The 24,223-nt window shown below is 51.8% G+C and carries 28 protein-coding genes and 1 tRNA gene; 12 read left to right on the top strand and 17 right to left on the bottom strand.

Annotated features, from left to right (window positions below; genetic code table 11):
* Positions 1 to 376 precede the first annotated feature (376 nt).
* Both JET16_RS21930 and JET16_RS21925 read right to left on the bottom strand, forming a co-directional pair.
* The gene (locus tag JET16_RS21930; RefSeq protein WP_199620431.1) at positions 377 to 1,234 is read right to left on the bottom strand and encodes an aminoglycoside N(3)-acetyltransferase; all 858 of its coding nucleotides are present in this window, start codon (positions 1,232 to 1,234) and stop codon (positions 377 to 379) included.
* A 112-nt stretch (positions 1,235 to 1,346) separates the two neighbouring features.
* Entirely contained in the window at positions 1,347 to 1,466 is a 120-nt protein-coding gene (locus tag JET16_RS21925) for a sporulation protein YjcZ (RefSeq protein ID WP_199620428.1), read from the bottom strand.
* A 162-nt stretch (positions 1,467 to 1,628) separates the two neighbouring features.
* Here JET16_RS21925 and JET16_RS21920 point away from each other — a divergent pair, with 162 nt between their 5' ends.
* The 3 genes from JET16_RS21920 (at position 1,629) to JET16_RS21910 (ending at position 3,853) form a co-directional block, all read left to right on the top strand.
* Complete coding sequence (locus JET16_RS21920) at positions 1,629 to 2,207, top strand: thymidine kinase (protein WP_199620426.1); 579 nt, start codon at positions 1,629 to 1,631, stop codon at positions 2,205 to 2,207.
* 66 nt (positions 2,208 to 2,273) lie between these two features.
* Positions 2,274 to 2,738 (top strand): bactofilin family protein, encoded by a 465-nt coding sequence (locus JET16_RS21915; RefSeq protein WP_199620424.1) that lies wholly within the window; start codon positions 2,274 to 2,276, stop codon positions 2,736 to 2,738.
* Positions 2,739 to 2,929: 191 nt separating this feature from the next.
* The gene (locus tag JET16_RS21910) at positions 2,930 to 3,853 is read left to right on the top strand and encodes a DMT family transporter (RefSeq protein WP_199620422.1); all 924 of its coding nucleotides are present in this window, start codon (positions 2,930 to 2,932) and stop codon (positions 3,851 to 3,853) included.
* A 6-nt stretch (positions 3,854 to 3,859) separates the two neighbouring features.
* Here JET16_RS21910 and JET16_RS21905 read toward each other — a convergent pair whose 3' ends face one another.
* The 5 genes from JET16_RS21905 to JET16_RS21885 form a co-directional block, all read right to left on the bottom strand.
* Positions 3,860 to 4,867, bottom strand: a complete 1,008-nt coding sequence (locus JET16_RS21905) for a DUF3231 family protein (protein WP_199620421.1) — start codon at positions 4,865 to 4,867, stop codon at positions 3,860 to 3,862.
* Positions 4,868 to 4,939: 72 nt separating this feature from the next.
* Positions 4,940 to 6,028: a class II aldolase/adducin family protein gene (locus JET16_RS21900; protein ID WP_199620420.1), complete on the bottom strand. Its 1,089-nt coding sequence runs from the start codon at positions 6,026 to 6,028 to the stop codon at positions 4,940 to 4,942.
* Between the two features lie 41 nt (positions 6,029 to 6,069).
* Positions 6,070 to 7,299, bottom strand: coding sequence for a zinc-dependent alcohol dehydrogenase (locus JET16_RS21895; RefSeq protein ID WP_199620419.1), 1,230 nt, complete (start codon positions 7,297 to 7,299; stop codon positions 6,070 to 6,072).
* Positions 7,280 to 8,155, bottom strand: a complete 876-nt coding sequence (locus tag JET16_RS21890; protein WP_267908739.1) for an alpha/beta fold hydrolase — start codon at positions 8,153 to 8,155, stop codon at positions 7,280 to 7,282. Before JET16_RS21890 ends, JET16_RS21895 begins: the two co-directional genes overlap by 20 nt.
* A gap of 40 nt (positions 8,156 to 8,195) precedes the next feature.
* Positions 8,196 to 9,353, bottom strand: coding sequence for an MGDG synthase family glycosyltransferase (locus tag JET16_RS21885; RefSeq protein WP_199620415.1), 1,158 nt, complete (start codon positions 9,351 to 9,353; stop codon positions 8,196 to 8,198).
* 138 nt (positions 9,354 to 9,491) lie between these two features.
* Between JET16_RS21885 and JET16_RS21880 the strand changes: the two genes are divergently transcribed.
* Positions 9,492 to 10,391 carry a diacylglycerol/lipid kinase family protein gene (locus JET16_RS21880; protein ID WP_199620413.1) on the top strand — a complete coding sequence of 300 codons (900 nt, stop codon included), beginning with the start codon at positions 9,492 to 9,494 and terminating at the stop codon, positions 10,389 to 10,391.
* Positions 10,392 to 10,604: 213 nt separating this feature from the next.
* Here the strand turns inward: JET16_RS21880 and JET16_RS21875 are convergent, their stop codons facing one another.
* Positions 10,605 to 10,793, bottom strand: coding sequence for a dimerization/docking domain-containing protein (locus tag JET16_RS21875; protein WP_199620410.1), 189 nt, complete (start codon positions 10,791 to 10,793; stop codon positions 10,605 to 10,607).
* Positions 10,794 to 11,319: 526 nt separating this feature from the next.
* Between JET16_RS21875 and JET16_RS21870 the strand changes: the two genes are divergently transcribed.
* From JET16_RS21870 to JET16_RS21855, 4 genes are all read left to right on the top strand, one after another.
* A complete protein-coding gene (locus JET16_RS21870) occupies positions 11,320 to 12,498 on the top strand; it encodes an MGDG synthase family glycosyltransferase (protein WP_199620407.1) in 1,179 nt (392 codons plus the stop codon).
* Complete coding sequence (locus tag JET16_RS21865; protein WP_199620404.1) at positions 12,482 to 13,648, top strand: MFS transporter; 1,167 nt, start codon at positions 12,482 to 12,484, stop codon at positions 13,646 to 13,648. Before JET16_RS21870 ends, JET16_RS21865 begins: the two co-directional genes overlap by 17 nt.
* A 97-nt stretch (positions 13,649 to 13,745) precedes the next feature.
* The gene (locus JET16_RS21860; protein ID WP_199620402.1) at positions 13,746 to 14,054 is read left to right on the top strand and encodes a hypothetical protein; all 309 of its coding nucleotides are present in this window, start codon (positions 13,746 to 13,748) and stop codon (positions 14,052 to 14,054) included.
* Positions 14,055 to 14,227: 173 nt separating this feature from the next.
* Complete coding sequence (locus tag JET16_RS21855; RefSeq protein WP_199620400.1) at positions 14,228 to 14,581, top strand: winged helix-turn-helix transcriptional regulator; 354 nt, start codon at positions 14,228 to 14,230, stop codon at positions 14,579 to 14,581.
* A 119-nt stretch (positions 14,582 to 14,700) separates the two neighbouring features.
* On the opposite strand, the gene JET16_RS21850 is transcribed toward JET16_RS21855, so the two are convergent.
* From JET16_RS21850 to JET16_RS21825, 6 genes are all read right to left on the bottom strand, one after another.
* Complete coding sequence (locus JET16_RS21850; protein WP_199620398.1) at positions 14,701 to 14,964, bottom strand: hypothetical protein; 264 nt, start codon at positions 14,962 to 14,964, stop codon at positions 14,701 to 14,703.
* A gap of 5 nt (positions 14,965 to 14,969) precedes the next feature.
* A complete protein-coding gene (locus JET16_RS21845; RefSeq protein ID WP_199620396.1) occupies positions 14,970 to 16,016 on the bottom strand; it encodes an FUSC family protein in 1,047 nt (348 codons plus the stop codon).
* A gap of 411 nt (positions 16,017 to 16,427) precedes the next feature.
* Positions 16,428 to 17,312 carry a hypothetical protein gene (locus JET16_RS21840; RefSeq protein WP_199620395.1) on the bottom strand — a complete coding sequence of 295 codons (885 nt, stop codon included), beginning with the start codon at positions 17,310 to 17,312 and terminating at the stop codon, positions 16,428 to 16,430.
* A 224-nt stretch (positions 17,313 to 17,536) separates the two neighbouring features.
* Positions 17,537 to 18,313 carry a sporulation protein gene (locus JET16_RS21835; RefSeq protein WP_199620394.1) on the bottom strand — a complete coding sequence of 259 codons (777 nt, stop codon included), beginning with the start codon at positions 18,311 to 18,313 and terminating at the stop codon, positions 17,537 to 17,539.
* Between the two features lie 101 nt (positions 18,314 to 18,414).
* Positions 18,415 to 19,089: a GNAT family N-acetyltransferase gene (locus JET16_RS21830; protein WP_199620393.1), complete on the bottom strand. Its 675-nt coding sequence runs from the start codon at positions 19,087 to 19,089 to the stop codon at positions 18,415 to 18,417.
* A 141-nt stretch (positions 19,090 to 19,230) separates the two neighbouring features.
* Positions 19,231 to 20,094 carry a carbon-nitrogen hydrolase family protein gene (locus JET16_RS21825; RefSeq protein ID WP_199620392.1) on the bottom strand — a complete coding sequence of 288 codons (864 nt, stop codon included), beginning with the start codon at positions 20,092 to 20,094 and terminating at the stop codon, positions 19,231 to 19,233.
* Positions 20,095 to 20,236: 142 nt separating this feature from the next.
* Between JET16_RS21825 and JET16_RS21820 the strand changes: the two genes are divergently transcribed.
* On the top strand, positions 20,237 to 20,674 hold the full coding sequence (locus JET16_RS21820; RefSeq protein ID WP_199620391.1) for a hypothetical protein: 438 nt from the start codon (positions 20,237 to 20,239) through the stop codon (positions 20,672 to 20,674).
* Position 20,675: 1 nt separating this feature from the next.
* Entirely contained in the window at positions 20,676 to 21,620 is a 945-nt protein-coding gene (locus JET16_RS21815; protein ID WP_233532024.1) for an SPL family radical SAM protein, read from the top strand.
* Here JET16_RS21815 and JET16_RS21810 read toward each other — a convergent pair.
* On the bottom strand, positions 21,617 to 22,294 hold the full coding sequence (locus JET16_RS21810) for a uracil-DNA glycosylase (RefSeq protein WP_199620389.1): 678 nt from the start codon (positions 22,292 to 22,294) through the stop codon (positions 21,617 to 21,619). The two genes, JET16_RS21815 and JET16_RS21810, sit on opposite strands and share 4 nt — an antisense overlap.
* A 4-nt stretch (positions 22,295 to 22,298) precedes the next feature.
* Complete coding sequence (locus JET16_RS21805) at positions 22,299 to 22,439, bottom strand: hypothetical protein (RefSeq protein ID WP_199620387.1); 141 nt, start codon at positions 22,437 to 22,439, stop codon at positions 22,299 to 22,301.
* 173 nt (positions 22,440 to 22,612) lie between these two features.
* On the opposite strand from JET16_RS21805, the gene JET16_RS21800 reads away from it, so the two are divergent.
* Positions 22,613 to 23,263, top strand: a complete 651-nt coding sequence (locus JET16_RS21800) for an HAD family hydrolase (RefSeq protein ID WP_199620384.1) — start codon at positions 22,613 to 22,615, stop codon at positions 23,261 to 23,263.
* A gap of 461 nt (positions 23,264 to 23,724) precedes the next feature.
* Here the strand turns inward: JET16_RS21800 and JET16_RS21795 are convergent.
* Positions 23,725 to 23,797: transfer RNA gene (locus JET16_RS21795), tRNA-Thr, on the bottom strand.
* A 186-nt stretch (positions 23,798 to 23,983) separates the two neighbouring features.
* Between JET16_RS21795 and JET16_RS21790 the strand changes: the two genes are divergently transcribed.
* Positions 23,984 to 24,169 carry a hypothetical protein gene (locus tag JET16_RS21790; RefSeq protein WP_199620382.1) on the top strand — a complete coding sequence of 62 codons (186 nt, stop codon included), beginning with the start codon at positions 23,984 to 23,986 and terminating at the stop codon, positions 24,167 to 24,169.
* Positions 24,170 to 24,223 lie beyond the last annotated feature (54 nt).

Below are 24,223 nucleotides of genomic sequence, written 5' to 3'. Positions count from 1 at the left end.
TCCTAACCGGAGAAACTCCGGTTACATCGCTCATTTTCGGTCATCTGCACCCTCCTAACCGGAGAAACTCCGGTTATATCGCTCATTTTCGACCATCTGCACCCTCCTAACCGGAGAAACTCCGGTTATATCGCCCATTTTCGGCCATCTGCGCCTTCTTAACCGGAGAAACTCCAGTTACATCGCTCACAATTATTCGTCAGTCTCCTAATTGAGCCTAGAATTTTCCGTATTTGTGCGATTAAGGTAAACTTTTTGACCGTATTTCGATCGAATCCGCGGCGGATCGGCGAGCTTCGGACGTCCAAGCGTCCCGTACGCGGCACGCGCACGAAACGGCACCACCACCAGTGCGCCGGTGCATCACACCGGCGGCTTACTTCCCCCGGTTCCGCTCCATCCACTGTACCGCGAAATCCACAAGCGCGCGTTGACGCATGAACCGGGCCTCGGCCATGCCGAGCTCGCCGGTTTTCACGTCATCCGTCTTGCCCCCATCCCTTTCGAAATCGGCTCCCAACCGCTCGAAATCGTCCGAGTCGAATGCCAGATCTTCATAACGTACCCACTGCCGCTTACCCCCGGCAATGACCGGCGCCCACTGCTCCCCGAACGCTTTTCCCTCGTATGAAGCACGATACTCCGCAAGATGCAGCGACGTATTGCTGCCATGGCCGACGCCGATAAGAAGTACGCGGCCGTCCATATCATACACCCTGCCAACCGGCGATTCGTCGCCGAGGCCGGCTCCGAGACGGGAAGGGTCTTCTCCGTGACCTCGGATCACTTCTTCGGCATTCCGCCCCCAAGCCGCGAAAGACAGATGCGGATGTGAGCTGCGAACCACTCCCCTCATGCGCCGGAACGTCTCCGGAATAGCCCCCATCCACCATGACGGCGTCTCCAACGGATCGAACGCGGGCGTTTCTTCGCGAATCGGACCCCACCACGACTCCGGCACCGGAGGGTTTTTCCATCTTGCGGGATCCGTCAGATGGTTGGTATGCGTGGGCATGACGAGAGTACCTTCGGGACCGAGCGCGCGCTGCAGCGCGCGAATAACGGCCACCGCGCCTCCCGGCACCCACCCGACGGATGAAAGGGAAGAATGCACAAGCAGCGTCATCCCCGGTTCCACGCCAATAATCCGGAGCTGTTCCGCAAGCGACGACTCCACAGGCATCATTCCCAGCGTTTCATATGTACGTTCAATCAATTGTCTTTCCCTGCTCATGTCCTAAGTTCCTCGTCTCTCTATTGCGTTCGTACCTATCATTTTAACAAAAAAACCAAAGAGCACGATCCCCGGCGAGGAAACCGTGCTATTGCGCATTTCATAACCTTCATTAGCAAAAGAAGAAACAGCGGATCACGATCACCAGCAAAATAAACAGCACAAGAATCGTACCCGTCGACGTAAATCCCGCGACCGGAGCGACATTAGCGCCGCCGCAAACATATGACATTCGGAATACACCTCCCTCTTTGCCATGTCCATTTATCGTATGGCCTGCAAACCATTTCCGTTTGGATGAATCACCTGGTTTAATCGTCTATTGTTCGGGACAAGAGGCCGGGGATTTTGATATAATGAGTCGGACTGCGACGAAAAGGGAGACAAAGCCCCAATGGCAAAACTGTATTTCCGATACGGCACGATGAACAGCGGCAAATCGTTAGAAGTGCTGCGCGTGGCCCACAACTATGAAGAACAAGGAAAAAAGGTGCTCCTGTTCACCCCGTCCATCGATTCGCGATACGGCGTCGGGCTGGTGACATCCCGGATCGGGATTCAGAGGGAAGCCGTTATTACGAAAGCCGATATCGACATGGCGGCCATCGCCAAGGAGCGTATGCCGGATTGCGTTATGGTGGACGAAGCGCAATTTTTGTCAGTGCACCAGGTGCTGCAGTTGACGGACATTGCGGACGATCTTGATATTCCCGTCTTGGCTTACGGGCTGAGGGCCGATTTCTTGGGCAAGCTGTTCCCGGGAAGCGAGGCGTTGTTTTCTTGGGCCGACAAAATTGAAGAGATCAAGACGATTTGCTGGTACTGCAATCGCAAAGCGACGATGAACATGCGCTACAAAGACGGCATTCCCGTCTTCCAAGGCGAACAAATTCATATCGGCGGCAACGAATCGTATTTGCCGGTATGCCGGCGGTGCTACAAGGAAGCCAAAGCTCGCTTTCAACCGCACTAATTCTATTTCGTGATCGTCCTTCATATATTTAGGACTAACCGTCCGGATGAGGGAGGATGATTGATCATGTTCGGAAGGAAGAAGGAAAAAGCCAACGTGAGCGCTACCGACACGTTCATCGGCGAAGGAACGATGGTGGAAGGCAAGATCGTTACGAACGCAAGCTTGCGGATCGAAGGGCAAGTCGTCGGCGATATCGAATGCACCGGGGATGTGACCATCGGCGAGAAGGGCAACGTCCACTCCATCATCTCCGCCCGCAACGTCTTTAACGCCGGTTCCATCAGAGGAAGCGTGAACGCGAAGGGCAAATTGACGATTACAAACAAGGGGCGGGTCGAAGGGAACATCCATGTCGGCTCGCTTCACGTTTCCGAAGGCGGCGTCTTCTTCGGCAATTGCGAGATGGAGACCGCAGACCGGAAGGAACACCGTCCCTCCAACAAGAACGACCGCAACAACCACCAAGGGAAAAAGGACAAAAACGACGACAGCCCCGATAAGAACGGCAAGGCCGCGGCCTCCGCTTAGGGAACCAATCGTAAGATTGGCGCGTACTGCTCGAACACGAGCAGGGAGGTTATTAAACCCGGCCCGAACGCCGCAGCAATGCGGAAATACGTTCGGGCTGTTTCTTTATGTCATAGCGCGTATGGTGCATTCCTTCGTGATGCTGTATACTAACCCAGTCTAACAATCAATCAGGAGTGACTTAAACATCTATGGCAAAAGGCGCGCCTCACTCTCTTCCGCGATTTCGAAGAACGCATCTGTACGCGATGTTGGCGCTCGGTATGGCGGCCATCTCGTTTTCGGCGATATTCATCCGTTGGTCCGATGCGCCCGTATCTGTCGTCGGGATGTACCGGCTTATTTTAACCGTTGCTATCATGCTCCCTTTCTTGTACAAATATGGCCATGAATTCCGCGCGCTCACTACCCGGGACAGTTGGCTGCTCGCCGGTTCCGGCGTCGCTTTGGCGCTCCATTTTTTATTGTGGATGGGCTCGCTGCGCTTTACTACGGTAGCGAGTTCAACCGTACTCCTGACGTTGGAGCCTGTTCTCGTGATGATCGGCTCGGTGTGGTTATTCCGGGAGCGGACCAGCCCCTGGACGGTCGCCGGCATGGCTGTCGCGATAACGGGTGCGGTTCTGATCGGGTGGGGGGATTTCCGCTTGTCGGGACAAGCTTTGTACGGTGACCTTCTCTCTTTACTGGGGACTCTTGCCGTCGTTGTGCATATGCTGCTCGGCCAGGCGCTGAGAAGCCGTGTTTCCTCTTTCGTGTACAACATCACCGTATTTACGGCCGCAGCGGCGGCGTTCGCCGTGTATAACGTTATGGCCGGGCACGCATTCACGGGATACTCGACACGGGAATGGCTGCTGTTCGCGCTCATGGCGTTAGTGCCGACCATATTCGGCCACATGTTGTTCAATTGGCTGCTGAAGTATGTAGGCGCCACAACCGTCTCCATGGCGGTGCTCGGCGAGCCTGTGGGAGCCACGCTGCTGGCGTGGGCGCTGCTTGGCGAAAGCGTTGGCCCGCTTCAAGCGGGGGCGGGCGCGCTGCTCATCCTCGGCGTGTGGATATTCCTTCGCGTAAGTGGAGCCGGGTCCGCTCCTTCGAAGCAGGCCGTGTAACAGCCGCTACACTGTCGTCAATGCACGCCGGTTTATGTTCTGCGGCGGCTGCTCCAACCAGCCGTTGTCGATCATGATATCCGCTCCCTCTTTCGCCAAACGCGCAGCTTCCGCGATCAATCTGGCATATACTACAGGGAGATCGCTGCGCAAGCTTATCGAAGCGGCCATACCGTAGTTCCCCATTCCGGATGCAATAAGGAGCGTAACGACAAACATGAGCAATCTGTCCGAATACGGAGGAATCTTCGACTCCGTTACGCCCGGATCCCAATCCGACGGAGTCGGAACGTCTTCCGCTTCCAGCTTGCTTGAGAGAATTTCTTCATGTTTCTTGGCCATATTCATGCCGCGTTTCATATAGCTGCGCACCTTTTCGTCCCGGGCGGTTTGCATAAAGCCGAGCAGCAGCCGGTTTCCGACGGCATTCGTTTCGATATTGAGCGCAATGTGAGTGATCTCTACAGCGAGCAAAGGCCGCGCATTGCCGATTATGCCGCTAAAAAAGCTCTGTTTGTGCACGACGTCCGCACGATCCGGCTTTGCAATGATCGGCGGGCGAATGTAGACGCCCTTGTTCAACATAGTGTCAGTCACTTCGTTGAACAATTCTATCGTCGTTTCCAACATGTTCATAAACAGCTTCCGAACATCGCTCCTGGTGCTGATGCCCAACATCATTCCATATGCTTCGAGTCCGAAGCCGGACATATGCTTCAAGAAAGTCAAAATAAAAATATCGGAAAACAATCTCGGTGCGTTCACATCCACGTCCTCTTCCGTGAATCCACGCGGAAGCGGCATGTTTTCGCCTCTCATGAGTTCCCCTGAAGCTTCTTCGTATTTCTTGGCGGCAAGGAGGGCTTTGGCTAATATATTTTGCGTATCCGGATCGTCCGCACTGGCGTTAAAAAACTCGAGCATGCGGCGGGTCATCGAATTGTACATATACGCATTCCACAGATTTGCGATCTCCGGCGCCGTCAAGCCGGCGGTTTGCCCGTTGCTGCTCAATTCCGTTCATCCTTCCGTTTCTGCGAGTTACCGTTAATTTCCCCTCCTTTTCACTAATCATTCCGGCTCGAATTAAGTCATCGGAATTTGGGCCATCACCCGACCGTCAATGCGATCGAAAATATCATCCAAATCAGGACCTGTAATGGTGAGACCGTGATTCTTCAATCCGATGATCGCCCTTGCGGGCTCAGGTTCCCGGTTAATCAACTCCGCCACGGTTTCTGCGAGTTCAATGGTTCCGCACGGATAATTAATTTCCGTTCCTTTCACTCCATCGATCCATGCGTGGATATGAACAATTGCGCCGACGTCCGGATGTTGGGAGTAGATCATCCAATGCTCGATCGCGTCAACGGAAACTCTATTTGGTGTAAGATTCGAAGGAACACTGATTTCCATAGCCTTTGAACCGGAGTCATACCCTTTGACGAGAAGCAGGTGATGACCGACTTTTCTCAAATCCGCCTTGTTGCAGCCCGCGGCGCTCATCCAAAAGCGGCTTTCCTCTTTCCGGCTGCTTAGATTTCCGTAGCTTAACCCTCCGATGCCGTACAGCCTCTTTAAATGCTTGAGATCGCGGGGAGTTAAATATTCTTGGATTGGAAAGGGGGCCGGAAGCAAATTCATTTGATCCAACCGTTGCCCGACCGTTCTCAGTTTTTCCGTAATTTCATCCCCCTCCCACAATTGCTCGGGCAAGTCGTCGAAAAACTCATTATTGATCACGAGCTGGGAAGATGCGAGCGGCTCAAGTCTCTCATAGAACTTCTGGAAAAAGGAATCCTCGTCGCCAGGATAGTACGCGATTTTGTAACATCCTTGTTCGGGGGTAATAAAATATACATCGGCATGGTCGTGACTGCAGCATATGTAAACCAGATGGTTAGAAAGGGAACGGACCAAATAAGGATAAGCAGATTTTAATATCGGTTCCTCATTCTTATAGCTTTCCATAATGGAAACGACGAAGGTAGCTTGCGCTTTCCTGCGGAACGGCCGGGGATTGCCGGTATCAATAAAGTTGAAAACGACCCGGATATGATCAATGGGCTCCGGGTAATAGCGATAGCCTTTCGACTGAAACGTATCCCTGATTCCCTCGGCGAACTGACGAAGCAAGGAACTGCCGCATGTGCCTGTAATGGTGAAACTGTGCATTCAAGGTGTCCTCCTGTCGTATGTGATGAAACAATCATTCCTTAAGGTTCGAACACAGCTTTCATACAAGCCTCTTTTCCTTTATTGACAACCGTCGCCAAAGCGTCTTTGTATTTTTCGAGAGGAAATCGATGAGTGACCAGCGGGGACAAATCCATTTTTCCGCTTCTCATCAACTCTATGGCGACTTCCATTGTTCTCATCCGCTTTCCGTTGAACTCCTCCATGCCGTAAGCAAAACTTCCTTTGACGTCCAATTCGTTGAGCCAAACCGTTGTCCAATCGATTCGATCCAAGAGGCCGGCCAATCCGAGAAGCACCACCTTGCCCCCGCTTCTGGCAAAACGAAGCGCGTCATTAACGCTATTGCTCTTTCCGACACATTCGAAGACTATATCCGCTCCTCCTTGAATGACAGGCGGCCCGATGACCGGTTTCAACACTCTTGCCCCCAGCGCTTCGGCGGTTTCATAAATGCTTTTGTAGTCCTTTCCGCCAAGACGAATGACTTCATCGGCGCCGTAGCGGAGCGCCAATTTCGACTGATAATCGTATTTGCATACAACTACAATTTTACTTGCGATATCCAATGCGCGAATGGCGGCCACCACACAGATGCCTATCGTTCCGGCGCCGACAACAAGAACGGTATCGTCATCTCCCGGACGGTTTCGCATCACGCTGTGAAGCGCGCAGCTGAAAGGTTCGATCATAACGCCGTTCGCATCGGTTATTTCATCGGGCAGCTTAATGACTTGACTATGGTGCGCGACCAGATAAGCGCTCCAGCTTCCCCCTGTATCCCTGCACGCGCCGATCAACAGCCCCGGCGCGATATCGCCGTCCGTCATTTGGCTGCAAATACTGTAATCTCCGCGCCGGCATGCGTCGCAAGGATCGGAGAATCCTCTAGCCATGCAGGACAGTATCGGATCAACCGCGACGCGGTCGCCTATCTGGAACCCCGTTACCGCCGCACCCGCTTCGCTGATCGTTCCCACCGCTTCGTGGCCGATTGTGAACGGAAATGAAGCAAAAGGAGAGGTGGAAGGACTATCGTGCAAATTAATCAGATTAATGTCGCTGCCGCAAATGCCGCCATATGTTACTCTGATCTTGACCCACCGGTCGTTTGGAAGGTCAGGATCGGCCGTTTCCCGAAACCTCAAGCAGGAAAAACCGGAATTCCAAAGAAGCGAAGGAAACATTCTGCCTATCGTCTTGCCGAATATGTATCGCGGGATAGAAAATTCAAATTTCAAGGACTGCATCGCAATCACCCTCGAGAATGTTTTCTGAAACTTCTATCGGGCGATTCCGGCCGCCCATGCGCGTGTCCAACCAGCGAAAAACATGCCGCAGCACTTCTCCGTCATGCAGAAACTGATGATTTCCTTTGGTGAACACGAAGCAATCTTTTTCATTGGAGGCGATACTTTCGATAAATCGCTCAATGAGACCGGAATTGACAACCGTGTCATATCGGTCGTAAAGGCATAAGATGGGGGATTGAAATTGCTTCACATCGGTTAATGCCGCAGTCCCGCTATGCAGCAGTTCGGTGAACCATCGGGGAGTATAGCGGATCGTTGCCAGCGGATCCTCGAGCAATCTGTTGGTCCAATCCGGCAAACGCGGTTGAAACCATTTCATCCTTCTCAAAGATTCGTTCCACTTTACAAGTTCAAGGGGTAAAGCGGGAGCCAAAAACGAAACCATATCGATGGATTTTTTAATGAAATATGGAAGCTTCAGGCGAATCCCCAGGGCCGGAGACGACAATATGACTCCCGTCACTTTGTCGCAGAACTGCTGGGCGTACCGGACGGCAACGAGGCCGCCCAAACTATGACCGAACAAATAAAGCGGCAGATCCGAGAACTGATTCCGAAGTTGAATGACCAATTCATCCAAGTCATCCAGATAGTCCTTGAACTGCCGGATATAGCCCCGACTTCCCTCCGACTTGCCGAATCCGCGCAAATCGGGAGCAATGAATGCAATATGCCGTTGCAAACATTCAACGCCTATATGCGAGTATTGTCCGGAATGTTCCCCGGCGCCATGAAGGAAAAGCATCAATCCTTGAGGATGACCGGGTTTCCACAATCGGTAAAACAGTTTCATATCCCGCGTACGACTATAATATGTTCCTTCCTTGGGATTTTTATACATTTGGCCCATCTCCGAATTGTGTGGCTTCATTATTGGCGAGAAGGTCTATAACTGCTTTCACACCGGCATACGGATTCATCTTTTGTTGAAACTGTTTCATGTTTTGGGATAACCGTTCGAGTGCTTCGGGAAAAAACAGCAGCTTTTCGATCCAGCGATCCGTATCCTGCCGGTTATTAATTCGGATGGCCATATGGTGCTTCACGAGATGATTGCAATTATATTCCTCATGGCCGGGAATCGGTTGATAAATAAGCATCGGCACACCTTTACTCAATGCTTCGAAGCATGTTAATCCGCCCGGCTTCGTTACCAGTAAGTCCGCCGCATCAAGCAACTCATCGATGTTATCTACAAATCCGACAATAACGATATGGGGGTGTCGAAAATGTTTATCGCGCTCAAAGGAAATTCTGAGCGAATCGTTGAATCCGGTACAAATGATCAACTGAATGCTTTCTTTCCACTTCATCAACCAACGAGCCACATCGCGGATCCCACCTAATCCGAGGCCCCCTCCCATCACCAAAACGGTAGGCATATTTTTCAAATTCAGTTTTCTTCTTGCCTCTTGCTTGCTGTTTTGCATCCAAAAACTTGATTTAATCGGAATTCCTGCAACGGTTATCCTATGTTTTTGAATTCCCATTTGGATTAATTGCCGGCAAACTTCATCATTCGATACGATATAGAGATCCACTTCGGGATGCACCCATACCCGGTGTGCGTGAAAATCGGTAATAACCGTACACAAGCTGACCGGATACCCGTTTTTTTTTACCCGGGATAACGTAGAGCTGCTGAAAGGGTGAGTGCAAATAACCAAATCGGGGTTCATTTGTTCCAGGACAGTTTCGATATTGCGATGAAACAACCGGTAAATCATAAACTGCAGCCAGTACGGAACAGGCTGATTTTGTTTTGTCAGACGATGATATATTATTTTCCACAAATAAGGACAAGTCGCGATGATTTGCTTATAAGTGCGGAGAACCAGTTCGCTTTTGACCGGGTGAAGCAATTTTCCCGTTTCGATGATTTGCGTTTGGATTGACGGTTCCTGAAGTGAAACGCCTTCAGCCAACGCCTCGGCTGCTTTTGTGTGGCCGCTGCCGAATGCTTCCGAGAGGATTAATACCTTCTTGTGCATAATTTTTCCTCCGCTGACAATTTGCTGAATGCTATTATGCACGAATTTATTAACTGTATTCAGCCGCAGTTCTGTATAGTTGATCGGCTGTGTTGGGAATTATTACTATATGGGGGAAGATTGTGAGGGATCATTCGTTTGTATAATTTTGTAGTTAATAAGATGGCGGGGAACGGAAAAGGAAAGAAGGTCTGGAAAGCCGTCGAACCGCTGCTCCAACGGCAACAAATAGGTTATCATGTTGAATTTTCGGTAAACTCGGCACATGCTGCGGACCTTGTACGGCAGCTTGTTGCAAAAGACTGCAATCGGACCGTATTGGTAATAGTAGGAGGCGACGGCACGCTGCAAAGCGTTATACCTGAGTTGATCGGATATAATGTGCCGTTAGGAATCATTCCTGCCGGCACGGGGAACGATTTTGCGAGAGCTTTGGGGATTCCGTTACACCCGAAGAAAGCGCTTGATTATTTATTCGAAGGCGGAATTAAAAAAATAGATGTTGCGAAAACCGGAGACAAATATTGTCTAACCGTCGTCGGGATCGGGATTGACGGAAAAGTGGCGCAAACCGTGAACGACAGCGGGTATAAGAAATGGTTTAATTTTTTTCGCCTGGGACATCTGTCATATGTACTCAGCTTACTTCAGGTATTGCTGCGCTATCGGCCTGTCACGGCAACCCTTAAGGTGGATGAAACGGAAATGACGTTTTCAAACGTGTGGTTGATTGCCGCAGCCAATTTCCCGAATTATGGCGGGGGGATGGTCATCTGTCCCGGCGCTTCTTATTCGGACGGGGTGCTTGATATTTGTATCGTTCACGGGATATCGCGATTCGAGCTTGTCCGGGTTTTCCCCCTGGTGTTTAAAGGAAAGCATATTTCACATTCCGGAGTTTCCATTCTGCGGGGGAAAGAAGTGAAGGTTGTGTCAAGTTCTCCCATGATAGCCCATGGAGATGGCGAAATAATCGGGCAAACGCCAATAGAGATTGATATTCGAAAAGAAGCGGTGCCTGTCATTTTTAACGGATAACATGGGGTTAACCTTAACACCGCTCCGCAATACTTTTGCAAGCTTGAATCGGATCTTGATGCGTATAGTTGTAACTGTTCAAAATTGCTTCCTGCCCCAGGGTTCGTTGGATTAAAGCAAAAAGAGAGCTCCCAAGTTTCACCTGAAACAGGGGAGTTCGTCGATGTAAAAAAAAAAAAGACCGCCGAAGCGGTCCTCCCTGTCGTCGTTATATTAAGAAACCGTGCTGCCGAGCTTTGCCATTTCGCTCTCGACAAGCCGTGTAAGCACGTCTTCGTATCCTCCCGGAATGCGGTATTTTTTCACGTATTCCCTCACGAACTTCCGCGGATTTGACGGTCTGTAAATCCTCGCCATCTCCTTCACGCTTTCCTTCACTTCATTACTTCCTTTTGCAGCCATAAGCTTGCTCCTCTCCGTAAGTTGTTTTCGGCAGATAGGTCAGGCAGTAATGCTCTATACATCCATAATACAATAATCTGTCCAATATGTCCCTTATTTCTTGCCTCCTATTTCTAAAATGGGCCACATTTCCTCCAATAAACTAATATATCCTTTATTTTCCGTTATATGACAAAGCAGACGAAATGCCGGTTTTTCCCCGTCTAAGGTCGGGGGTAAGCTTATTCGAAAGCCGTGTGCAATCGCTCGGCAAATTCGTTACAATAAGATATGCCGTTATAACAGGAAAGTAAAGTTAATATTAATTTCACATACATAGGCTACAATAAGAAAAGCCTTGATCCAAGCACATAAAGAAAAACTTCATCGAAGCACATGCATGAGTAGCAAGACCGCAATTAGAGGAAGTTTTTCTTGCAACATCAGAAAGGCGAATACGTCTAATAACTTACTTCTGATGTTAACAATGAAGCGGGTTTGTCCTTTAGAGGAACGAAGTTCATGCAGCAAGGAGTTGACTGTTCGCGTGACGGTCGTAAATAAGAAAGTGTTGATTCTATACGCCAGCTTCGGAGACGGCCATATTCAAGTATCCCGCGCGCTCAAAGAACAATTCGAGTGCGAAACAGGATGCAAAGCCGTTCTTGTCGATCTGTTCGCCGAGGCTTATCCTTTACTGAATTCACTGATGAAATTTTTATATATAAAAAGTTACACGATGTTTCCAAAGCTATACGGCTGGACGTATTACGGCACCAGGCACATGCCCAACGACACCCGGTTCTCCAGTTGGTTTAACGGCTTCGGCATGTCGAAACTGAAGGAAATCATCGACAAAGAACAGCCCGATGCGGTTTTGAACACATTTCCGATGCTCGTCATGCCGGAACTGCGCAAAAAAACCGGAATCGCGGTTCCCATCTATAATGTGATTACCGATTTCGTCATGCATCGGCGCTGGGTTCATCCGCTCGTGGACAAATATTACGTGGCGTCTGAGGACTTGAAAGCGCAACTCGCCGGGGACGGCGTTCCGGACCATTGCATCGAAGCGACCGGCATCCCGTTGAAGAAAGAGTTCCAAATTGTCGAGCGGTCGTCGGAATTATTCAACAAATACGACTTGGATCCCGACAAAAAAACAGTATTGATCATGGCCGGCTCCTACGGCGTATTGCAAGGGCTCAAGGAAGTATGCCAATCCCTGGCGGCTTTTCCCAACACTCAGCTGCTGGTGGTTTGCGGCAAAAATAAAGCTCTGTACGATACGATGTGCGGCTGTCTCCGCCAATACCCGTCCATCCGTCTGTTCGGGTTCGTCCAAGAGATGCATGAGCTCATGGCCATATCGGATACGATCGTCACGAAGCCAGGAGGCATTACCCTTATGGAGTCGATTCAATGCCTGCTGCCGATCGCCCTGTTGCGGCCGGTCCCCGGTCAAGAGCGGGATAACGCCGAGTACTTGGCTTCTAAAGGCGCAGCCTTCATCGCTTATGATTCTGACGCGCTTATAGGGCATATCCGGGAATTGCTCGACAATGAGGAGAAACGCAACAAAGTAAGGTCAATCATCGAGTCGCTTCGAAAACAACGGTCTACGGAAATGATCGTACAAGACATACTGGCGGATTTACAGACGTATCGATACGAGACGCGTGCGGCTTCGGAGATAAGGAGAGTGTCAAGTGAGCGCATTTCGTAGTTTATCGATTCCCGTTAATCTCGTTCGCCTCGCAACCGTGTTCTTCTTTATTGAATTCGTGCGCGGGGCGATCTTGATTTCATACATACAGAAATACGCGGTCGATGAATTGTATTTGACTTTGACCGCCGTAGGCGTCGCCGTCACCGCGCATTATGTGGCGGATACGGTTTCCAAATTGGGCGTCGGAGTGCTGTTGGACCGATTGCCGATGCAGTGGATTTTGCAAGCCAGCTTCGCGGTGTCGTTCATCGGCCTTATTTTATTGCAATATTCCGTCTATGCTTGGCTGCTTGTGTTGGGAGCGGCCGTGTTCGGAATCGGCTTCTCTCCCATCTGGATCATCGGCATGAGCAGCGTATCCGAACGGGAGCGCGGGCATCAGATGGGCGTGCTTTATATGGCGTGGATGCTAGGTCTCGGCCTTGGCCCGGTATTGATGAACTTCTTCCTCGACTGGTTCGGCTACTACATTTCGTTCACCATACTGCTGGGCATGACCGTGGCTGCATGGGTCGTTTCATGGCTCATACCCAACTCTCATGTTCATACGCACTCCGTCCCGATGTCGGAACAATTCGGCGCGTTGTGGGAGCGCCTACGGGACATGCGTCCTCTGCTGCCCGGCATGATTTTACAAACACTGGGCGCGAGCATGCTCATACCGATTTTGCCGACCTTCGCGGGGGATCAACTGCAGCTCACGAACTCGCAGTATTCGTTCTTCCTGCTGACCGGCGGCGGTTTCGCCGTGGCCGGTCTGATACCTATGGGAAAGTTAAGCGACAAGCTCGGTAAGAAATGGTTCCTGGTGCTCGGTTTCGCGTTATTCGCTTTCGGATTGTATTCCATAACGACCGTCGATACGTTATGGATCGCCTTCCTGTGGGCGATCGTGCTCGGCCTGTCGTACGCCGCCGTGCTGCCTGCATGGAACGCTCTGCTGGCCGCGTTCGTGCCGCCGAAGCAGAAGGGGATCGGATGGGGCATATTTTCCACCGTCGAGGGAATCGGCGTCATGATCGGCCCGGCTGTCGGAGGTCTTCTCGCCGACTCTTTCGGGCTCTCTCTGCCGTTCCTTATAAGCGCGTCCATGTTCCTGTTCATCGGCCTCTTCTACATGTGGTTCCCTTTACGAGTGTTTCGTTGAAGGCCGGGGATCATAAATCAACTCTACATGAAAACCGGACCCGCAGGGAAAAGTAACTCCGATACTGCACTTTTGGCTGATAAAGGAGGCACGTCCCTTGGCTAACGACAAAGAGATGCACCCGATGTCCGGAGATGTGGCGGAAACGAGCGGAGTGTACCAAGACAATTACGGACATGAAGTCGAGTTGAAGGCGGGCGACGAATTCCCCATGGATCCGCAGCTCGGCAAAGTGGATTACCGGTTGGTCTCGTTCCCTCTGGAAGACAAGTACGAAGACGAGCGTCATACGAACGAAGGAGCGGCTGCGAAAGCGAACATCCCGGTGTCCGCCGTCAACGAGAAGGAGAAAGAAGCGAGAGAGAGCGCCCGCTTGAAGCATCGCCTGCATGGCGGAGAGCGGTAAAAACGGATAATGAAAGCCCGCAGCCCCATAAGGCGACGGGCTTTCTTCGATTCTCCTCGAATAAAGGGAGGTTTGGTTTGAACATTGAAATTCTCAAGTTTTAACATGAGACTTTATGAATTTCAATGTTATAATATGGAGAAATGCGTTCAAGCGAGGTTTGGTGAATCGATATGGAACATACGAAAGGCTGCAAATTGACGGAAGCGATGGAACTGCTCAGCAAGCGCTGGATGGTGCTTGTGATCAACACTTTGTTGGGCGGGCCGCTCCGGTTTTCCGAAATAGAAAACTCTCTGCCGATCAGCGGCAGAATTTTATCGGAGCGCTTGAAAGAGCTGGAAGCGGCCGGGATGGTGTCCCGGGTAATTTATCCCGAAGTGCCGGTACGCGTTGAATATTCGTTAACGGATAAAGGCAAAGCGTTCGAGCCGATCGTGAGCGAAATTCGGAAATGGGCTGAAAGCTGGAGCGAAGAAGTGGATGTAAGCAGCTGCCCGTCCGCTTGCGGTGAATCCGAAGCCTAAGAAGCTCGTCCCCGCTCAACGGCCGTCACTCGAATTTGTGATGTCCGGCGATTGCGCCATACCGCGTATCGTATGCATGCAGTCGCCGGGATGGGGCCTGTTTGAATAAGTTCCAACGGTTACTCCGCTTGCTTGTCCTCTATCTCGACGATCAACGGCACCACATCCGCATCCGCACCGTTATTCTCGCTCAACACGAGCGTCGCGCCGGTTTCATCCATAATCTCGTATAGCTTCGAAAGGACATTGCCGTTAAACTCCACTTCCACAATAGGGTCGACGTGTCCCCGTTTCAATGTGGTCGTCACTTCTCCATACATGCGGAGGGTGCGGAGATATTTCGTTATCCCGTACGGGCTGTTTGTTTCAAACCTGACTCGCACTTTTGTTAACGTTCATCCTTTCCTTCATCTTGTTGTTTCATATGTCCGATCATTTTATCCAGCCTGCGCAATTGATGAGCGTACTCGTAAATGGCGGAAGCCACTACGACAAGCTTTAATTGAGGCTCGTCGTCGACGGCCGCGTTCGCCACCGCCCGCCGCAGCAATTTCTCGGTGTCGGCTCGGATTTTGCCGTTCAAGTGGTCTCCCGGCTTCATCTTCCCCTCATACTTCAAAAACGTATACTCATGATATTTCATCAGCTCTTCCAGGCATTCGTCGTACGTACGGTCCGCCCCGTCGCGGTTACGGTGCGAGAAGTAATGCTCCTCCACCGAATCCAGCACTTCCATGCCTATCGTCAACGCCTTCATCATTTGCTTTTGCACGACAAGCTGGCGGCTCGGCTGCGGCCGGAACCGTCTCCACTTGCGCCACTCCTCCTCCAATATCCCGTAACGTTCGTTAAGCTTCAATACGGCGTCATTCAATTTCTCGCGCAGCGACTTGGATTCGCTCTCCTTCATTTCGTCGGAGACGGCGGTCCGCAGCAGCAAGGACAGCGATTGCAGAGCGGAACGATATCCTTCGAGAAATTGCTTGACATGATTTGGCGGCAAAATGACCGCGTTCACAATGAATGCGCACCCGATGCCGACCAGGATGAGAAGAAAGCGATGGAGCGCAAACTGCAGATCGCTTCCCGCAAGCAGTACGACAATGACGGTGACGAGCGTCAACGCCACCGCGTTTTCCATGCGCAGCGCAATGGTAATGAGAATGACGACGATGCACGTCAACCCGATGACAATTTCGTTCACCGGCAGCAAATAACCGATGCCAAGAGCCAGTGCGGCGCCGAGCGTGTTGGACTGCACTTGCTCAAGCAGGTGCTGCCAAGAGCGGTATACTGACGGCTGAAGAGTAAAGATGGCCGCCACGCAGGCAATAATTCTGTCGCCGGGCTGAAAACCCAATAAAACCGTCATATATAAAGCCAACGCGACGGCGATGCCTGTTTTCACGACACGCGCGCCGATGGTCACATTCATGGACATTTCCTCCCTCGCGTACCTATCTTACCCGATCGGACATTGACTCGCAAAACCTTTCACCTATATAATGGAAAACGGCAGCATCGATTTTTCGAACGAATGACTTGTGCGCGCTGCCTGCGGGATAAATTGAGTTTGCGCATTGTGCCGCGGATGAACTTGGGTTCATTCACGGCTATTTATTTTGTCCGAAAATCGACATGAAGCGTGAACCGTTTTGACTTTGATTCGCAAATTCATATCTTATTATAAACCCCATATCGGGTTGCTTTCCCTCGACTTGACCGCCGCGTTCTTGATGACGTGTTCGGGGCTCGCGGTTCCTTTTCTCATCCCCATTTCCTTAAGACATATTAAAAACCGTCAGGGATTCGCCTGACGGTTCTTTGTACTGCACATTGTTATGCCCTAGGACGCAGCGACGCCTTTGGACTGCCCGCTGTTTCTTGCTGTTATGGCTTCCCTCAGCACGAACGCTCCCGCCGCGAGAGAAGCCAAGAAGAAGACGAACGCAATGAACGGAAACTCAGACAACTCGAAGATGGAGCGTCCGAGGTACGTCTGCCATCCGACCGCCGCCAGTCCTAGCAAGAAAGACGTACCGGCGGCATGGATCATTCTGCGGCGAACCTCGGCCGGCAGCGAGGTGCGCTCCGCAAGCCAAGCGACGATCGGCACCGCTTGAAGCGCGTGGAAGCCAAGGCCGTGCAGCCAAATGATATTGCCTTCCAATCCGGTATAACGACCCTGATTGACGGAAATCCAAATTCCCGCTGCAAACGACAGCATGGTGGCGATCATTGCATATCGGATACCAAGTACCATTTCCGGACGGAGCTCATACGTTGTCCTCCGGAAGTACTGAACCGCCAAGAATACATAGTAAACTACCAGTAGCAGCGCGACTAAAGCAAACACGTTAGAGACCGCCTCATCGAAGGCGCTGCCGTCCTCCACGAATCTGGGGTTAACGCCGCGGAAATGTTGCACGGTTTCTGCGAAATATGAGTATAGCGCCAGGACAATGTAGGACCAGCGAAATACCGCTCTGCTCCGCGCCCCCATCGCCGAGATCGGGCTGATCGCCGCCGTCGACAAGAGAAATAAGCCCAGCGCGGCATTGAAGGAAATCGCTTTCGTAATGTCTCCGTCGGGAGAGACCGCCCCTCCGTACACCATTACCCATATCGCGCATATACCCGCCAGTGCGAATCCGAGCAGTCCCGTAAGAACGAGCCATTTTTCACCCTCGAATAACTTGCCGGCACTCGTTCCGGCATTTGAGCTTCCCATCCCCGCTCACCTGTCCCTATCCTTAAAGTTTTTACTACTCCCACTTTATGGATAAATATGGCGGCGCATAACAGTCTTGGGGATGAGAACCGGTTCAGCCCTTGGGACGGTTTTATGCTTGACTTAAGTCGAGGCGCATGCCGAACCAATCGCCGAAACAAAAATCGCCCGCATACGGTGCCACCCAAGAGTAGCCATCCGCATGGCAGGCGATCTCCTTCTCCTTAAGAATACCGTCGAATGACGCTTTCCAGTTCGCTTGCGACTGCTTGAGCCCCCCGCGACAATGTTGCTTCGTCAAAGCGGCAGCGCACGAACGTCTCGTCCATATCCATCGCTTCCGCAAACAAGCTCCCCAATCCGCGCGCGCGGCGGTCGATCTGCATCAGCACTTCGAGTCCTCCCGCCGGTGACGGCGTGAAGATGACTTCCAGCTCGTCGAGCTTCCCCCGGAACGGCCCCGATACCGGATAAAACTCGAATTCCTGCGCGAACGATCCGTATCCGAAACGCGGCGCGTATTCGCAATCCGCTTTCCGCAGCTGAAATCCAAGCCCGGAAACCGCGTCGAATACCGTTTGCATCGCTGCGTTCGGCGCCACTTCGATCTTGTCGTCGTCCGTCGGGTCGACTGCGCTCTTAATGTCGAGCCCTGTCTTCAACCAAACCGGAGTGCGGCCGACCGACAGCGGTGTTCCTTGCGGCAAAGCGAACGAGAACGGAATTTCCTTCGTTTCGCCCGGCGCAAGCTTGAACGGCTCCGACACGCTGAACTTTCCGAGTTCCGCATTCTGATATACCTTCTGGTCGTTAACTTCCTTCAAATACTGCGTCATCAACGAGATGTAAATACGGTCGATCTGCTGTTCAATGTTGCCGCCGCGCACCTTGACGACCCCGCGCACCTCTTCGCCGACCTGGTAGCGCTGCTTCTCCAACAGCGTATCCACCTGCGCCGAGCCGATTCCGATACTGGCCAACATCCGATTAAAGAACGACATGAGAACAACCTCCAACGATCAAAAATGGTTTCCCACGTTATTACGTATGTTCCCGCCAAAAGGTTCCCCGACTCCGTTATTCCGCGGCAAATCGTATCTCCTCATGACCGGCAAAAAGGATTTCTCCATTCCATCAACAGCGCGTAATTGCGGGATTCGTCGTCCTCGAGGTAGTTTTCCGCAACGGCGACCGGTGTGCGGCCGCAACGCAGCAGGAACGTAATGACGGGATCCTTGCGCAACCCGCTCACGACTTCATCCGCATATTGCTCGGCAGTCATCGCGTCCGCGACTTCATGGTAGCCGGACATTCTCCCGCCGCCCAGCAGCCGCTTGAGCCGCTTCTCCACTACCAGATGATACATCGCGTGCATCAACGCTTTGCCGTATCCGTATTTGCGGTGCGAAGGCCGAACGCTGATATCGACGATGTATAGCGTATCGCCGGAAGGATCGTGGTTGCGTATGTACCCTTCATCGGTGATCTCCGCCCAAGTGTGAGGCCGGTCTTGAGGATCCCAGCGGACAAGAAGCCCGGTCATCGATCCGACAAGCATGCCGTCCGCCTCCACGCATAATGCGCCCTCGGGGAAACGCTCCACGTGCGAAGCGAGCTGCTCCCGGTTCCACCACAATTCCGGCGGAAAAGGCGGCGGAAAGCATTCCCGCTGCATGTCGATCAATTGTTCGAAATCCGAAGCTCCGTACGTTCGGACGACGGACTTTAGCGGAACGTCGCTTCGACCGAATGCGTAGAATTCAGATCTGTACGACATAACGACATCCTCCTAGTGCTTCTGTGAATTGGCCTCGAAAGAGGTTTTCTTAAAATATAAGAAAGTATAAGTTTCACATCTATACTTGGCTTATATTTCAACGGTAAACGGCGCCGACCTCGAAGAGGACGGCGAAGCCGTTTATCCTTGCTTCCAATCCGTATAAAGATCCGTGCGCCGGTCCCGCCAAGTCGTGACGCTGCCCCTCTCGCGCACTTCGTACAACAAGGAAAGATCGAGATCGGCGGTAACGATCATATCTTGATTAATTTCGCCTTCAACGAGGATGCCCCGCGGCGGGAACGGAATGTCGTTCGGCGTAATGACCGCCGCTTGCCCGTAATTCCCGCGCATAAAGTCGACCGTCGGCAAGCTGCCGACCGTGCCCGTCGTGACGACATACACTTGATTTTCCACCGCTCGCGCATGGCTTGTATACCGGACTCGGTAAAATCCGTGGCGATCGTCCGTGCACGACGGACAGAAGATGACGTCGGCGCCTTTCGCCTTTGCGATTCGGACGATTTCAGGAAACTCGATATCGTAGCATGTAAGGAGCGCTACAGTCCCTTTCGAAGTGGGAAATACGCTAAGGCCGTCTCCCGCGTTCATATTCCATTCATTCACTTCCGTCGGCGTGATGTGAAGCTTCGGCTGCTCGACGACAGTGCCGTCAGGATAAAACATGTGCGCAACGTTGTACAAGCGCCCCTCGCGCTCCAGCACGTGCGTCCCGGCGATGATATGCATGCCTGTCGAGCCCGCCAATTCGCGGAACAACGCCCGGTACGCTTCCGTATACTTCGGCAGCTCCCCGATACCTGCAGCTTGCCCCGAAGCGGTCGGGATAGACAGGAGCTGCGTCGTGAAAAACTCCGGAAACAACAAAAATTCCGTCCCGTATTCTTCGGCGGTTTTCACATAGTGTTCCACCCTTGCGCGGAACTCCTCGAAGCTGCTTATCGAGTGCAAATGGTATTGCACTGCGGACACGCGCAATTTCATGTTCCCATCTCCTCTCTATCTCGCGTTAACGGCGATAAGAACATTATATAATATCGCTGCGCGAACGGAACGACATAATTTGTCCTTTGTCCCTATACAATGAAAAGAAGTAAGACATGCATCCGCGGAGGTGGAATGTTCGATGATCGAGTCGCTTTTTCCGTCCGGAGACGAGTGGTTAACTGCGATTGCGGCGAACAAATACAGGTGGTTTGCCGTCATCGCAATCGGAGTTTTCATGTACGGACTATGGCGGTCCCATTGGCGCACGCGGTACGCCCGAAGAATGAAGCAAACGTTCGATAACGCGAATCTATTCGTTAAACCGAAGAAAGATAAGTTGTTTCCGGAGCTGATCGCTCTGTCCGACCGGGAAGATAACGATTTCTACGTATTTCGCTACCGGCTTCGCCCGGGAATGACGATCGCGCAATTCGAAGAGAAGAAGAAGGTGTTTGAAGCGGCGTTTCACAGGAAGGCGGAAGTTTACGGGAAAGGAGCCATACTTACAATTAAGATTAAGAAGTATGAATACCGCATGACGGCTGACGGATGGACAAGCGACCCCTTACGGTGGTAAAATGGGAACAAACGTTCCTGACTGGGGGATTGCATCTGAGATGATCCGTTACGAGGCGTTACAAGCAAAGACGATTCTTAACGCTGTGAAAGCCCCTTCCATGCCGTTCGATTGGTCCATCAATCCGTACCGCGGCTGCCAGCACGGCTGCAGCTTCTGTTACGCGCGGTCGACGCATACGTTCCTGGGGGAAGCGGCGGACGATACGTTTCAACGGCATGTATTTATGAAGACGAACGCCGCACAATCGCTTGACGAGCAGCTTGCCAAGCTCACGCTCGGAGGGCGCCGCGCCGTGAAGGGCGGCATCGCGATCGGTACGGCGACCGACCCGTATCAGCAAGCGGAGGGCAAAGCCCGGCTCACGAGAGCTTGTTTGGAAGTGCTGTCCAAGTATAAAGCCGATGTCAGCATCACCACCCGCTCTCCCCTTGTGCTGCGTGACTTGGATATTTTGCGGAACATGAAATCGGTGTCCGTCAATATCAGCATTAATACATTGAATAAAACCGTATGGCGCAACCTGGAACCATCGACTCCGTCTCCCGTACAGCGGCTGGAGACAGTGCGGCAATTGAATGAAGCGGGTGTTCCCACGTCCGTGTTTCTGGCACCGATCGTACCGTTGTTGACCGACGGCGGCAGCGACCTGCAAGAGGTCATTCACGCCGCCGCCGAAGCCGGCGCATCGTTCGTCATGCCCTCTATCATGCGGTTAAGCACGCGCGAGGTGAAATATTGGTTTTTCCATTGCATTGGGCAGCACTACCCTCATCTTACCGAAAAGATGGCCCGGTTATACGAGAGGTCCGCATACGTGCCCAACGATTACAAAGAGCCGGTCATGGACACGGTCAAGACTTTGCTGAAACAACACGGCCTTTCGGACTGGGATAATCGCCGCCGTCCCGCGGAACCTCCGGTGCAGCTTGCTTTCTCCTTCTAAGGTGAAACAGGGAGCGTCCAATCGATCTCGGGTAACCCGGAGCTCTTCAGCATTTCGTTCGTCTTCGAGAACGGCCGGCTGCCGAAGAAGCCCCTCCGGGCGGACAGCGGACTCGGGTGGGCCGAGACGATGACATGGTGCCGGCTCTCGTCAATGAGCTCCCGTTTCGCCGCCGCGTGCGATCCCCACAGAATGAATACGATCGGAGTTTCGTGGTCATTCAGGATGCGAATGATTCGGTCCGTAAATATTTCCCAACCTTTACCTTTGTGCGAGTTTGGCTCTCCTTCCCTTACGGTGAGGACGGTATTTAGCAGAAGAACCCCTTGCCGTGCCCATGAGTCCAAATTTCCGTGCTTCGGAATGTCCGCCCCGACGTCGTCCTTCAATTCCTTAAATATATTGGTTAACGACCTGGGAATTCCGACCCCGTATCGTACCGAGAAACTTAACCCGTGAGCTTGTCCCGGCCCGTGATAAGGATCTTGTCCGAGAATGACCACTTTCGTATCCGCGTACGGCGTTAACCGAAGAGCGGAAAATATATCGCGCCGCTCCGGAAACACCGCCGCCTGTTCATACTCGACCGCGAGAAACCGCTGCAATTGTTGGAAATAAGGCTTGTCATATTCAGACGCAAGCAGCGCATCCCAATCGTTTCCGATCAAACCCATATTCTCAACCCCCCGTCCAATGCCACAGCCAAACGACGGCCGAACCGATGCCGATCGTCAAACCGGATGCGGCGACGAATCTTTTCCATCTTCGGCGCCGCTCGAACCGTATCCGGTTTCTCTCTTCCGCACGCGACAATGTCATACCCGGTAACCCCCGTTCAAATCTTTGCTGCCCTGCTGAACTTTATGTAATCCGGTAAATGCCTTATATGGTAAAATGTCATTTACAAGCTTTAATGTCCCCGTTCAATGCATCATTAATCATGGTAACAAATCGGGGAGAAAAGAAAAAGAGAAACCAGGGAGTGGATTGAGATGTTTAAAGCCGTAGTGTTTGATTTTGACGGGACAATGCTGGATACGGAGACGGTATGGTACGATTCGTTCCGGGAAACGTTGGCCGAGCATGACATCGACCTTCCGCTCGAAGTGTTCGCTCACGGAATCGGAACGTACGACGATTCTTTATTTCGTTATATCACCGATAAGATGGGCTCCGAAGACGGTTTGGAGGATGTGAAAAGGCGGGCTTTTGCAAAGCATCATGAGAAAGCGGCGACGCTTCCTCTTCGCGATGGGGTCGAGGACTACTTGAAGGATGCGAGCAGGCTCGGATTGCGGATCGCATTGGCAACCAGTTCTCCATATCCATGGGTGGAATCGTTCCTTACGTCGCACGGTCTGATGCATTACTTCGAAACCCTCTGCACGAAAGACGACGTCGCGCAGGTGAAGCCGGATCCGGAGCTGTACACGTTGTCGGTTCGCCGTCTCGGCATTGAACCGCACGAAGCGGTCGCTTTCGAAGACTCCGCCAACGGCGCCAAGGCGGCTGTCGCCGCGGGACTGCGCTGCGTCATTGTGCCGAACCCTGTGACGGAAGCATTGCACTTTGAGAAATACGACATGCGGATCGGTTCGATGAAGGAGCTCAGCCTTGAAGAGCTGCTGCTCAAGCTGTCGTAAAAATTGCTTAACGGAATTTCTTGTACCTAAGTTTCATCTTTGTTGGCGGATAGGCATGGCTTAGCGGAATTATTTGTACTTAAAAATGACCCCTGTATATGTGTGCCGCTCCAACAGAGCCGATTAAGAACATGAAATTCCGTTAACCACTACATTCCATTCGCAGCCGGCCAAGTTAAGCACATCATTTTCCGTAATGGGATTTTGGAGTACTTATTTGTTCAATGTTCCCAACGAATACATCGGGATAAGTGATTTTGAGGTACTTATTTCGCCGCACTTATGGGAAACAGGCACTTTTCCTGCCATACAAGTACCCGGGCTGTTCCTTATGATGTCGTAATCTTGCTGAATCTGCAGCAAATAAGCACCTCGGAATACCTTACTAATATTTCAAGGCCCATAATACGATAAAAGCTCCGAAAGCAGCGCTTCCGGAGCTTACAATTCTTATTTAATGATGCTGATGAAGGGATTCGAACCCCCGACCTACGCATTACGAATGCGTTGCTCTACCAGCTGAGCTACATCAGCAAATTAAAGTCAACGAAATTTATTATAGTGGCTTGCAGCCTGAAACGCAATACCTTAACGCGATTAATTTTTGTGGAAAATGCCGGGTATGCACAAGTACGAACGGATTGACATATACTTAAGAAAGCGCTACCATAAACTCATATAAAATTTTCAGAATATTCAATTTTACGGAGGCGATACGATATGATGTTCGAATCGGAATACCGTCGGAAAGCCATGGCGCACTGGGATACGACCAAAGCCGAAACCCAACGCGAAATTGCCGAAGATTGCCGGCGGGCCGCGAAAAACTTTACCAGCGTTGTCGACCGGCTTCATACCGTCTTCGTTTCCTTATTCCCTTATTCCCGGTCCCATCATCGTTATTAACGCCACAATAAAGCACACCTCGCGCCCAGACTCGGGATGGCCGGTGTGCTTTTC

The organism is Paenibacillus alkalitolerans (assembly GCF_016482785.1).
Taxonomy (GTDB): Bacteria; Bacillota; Bacilli; order Paenibacillales; family YIM-B00363; genus Paenibacillus_AE; species Paenibacillus_AE alkalitolerans.
The sequence above is the reverse complement of the archived record's forward strand: the minus strand, read 5'-3'. Positions and strand labels throughout refer to the sequence as shown.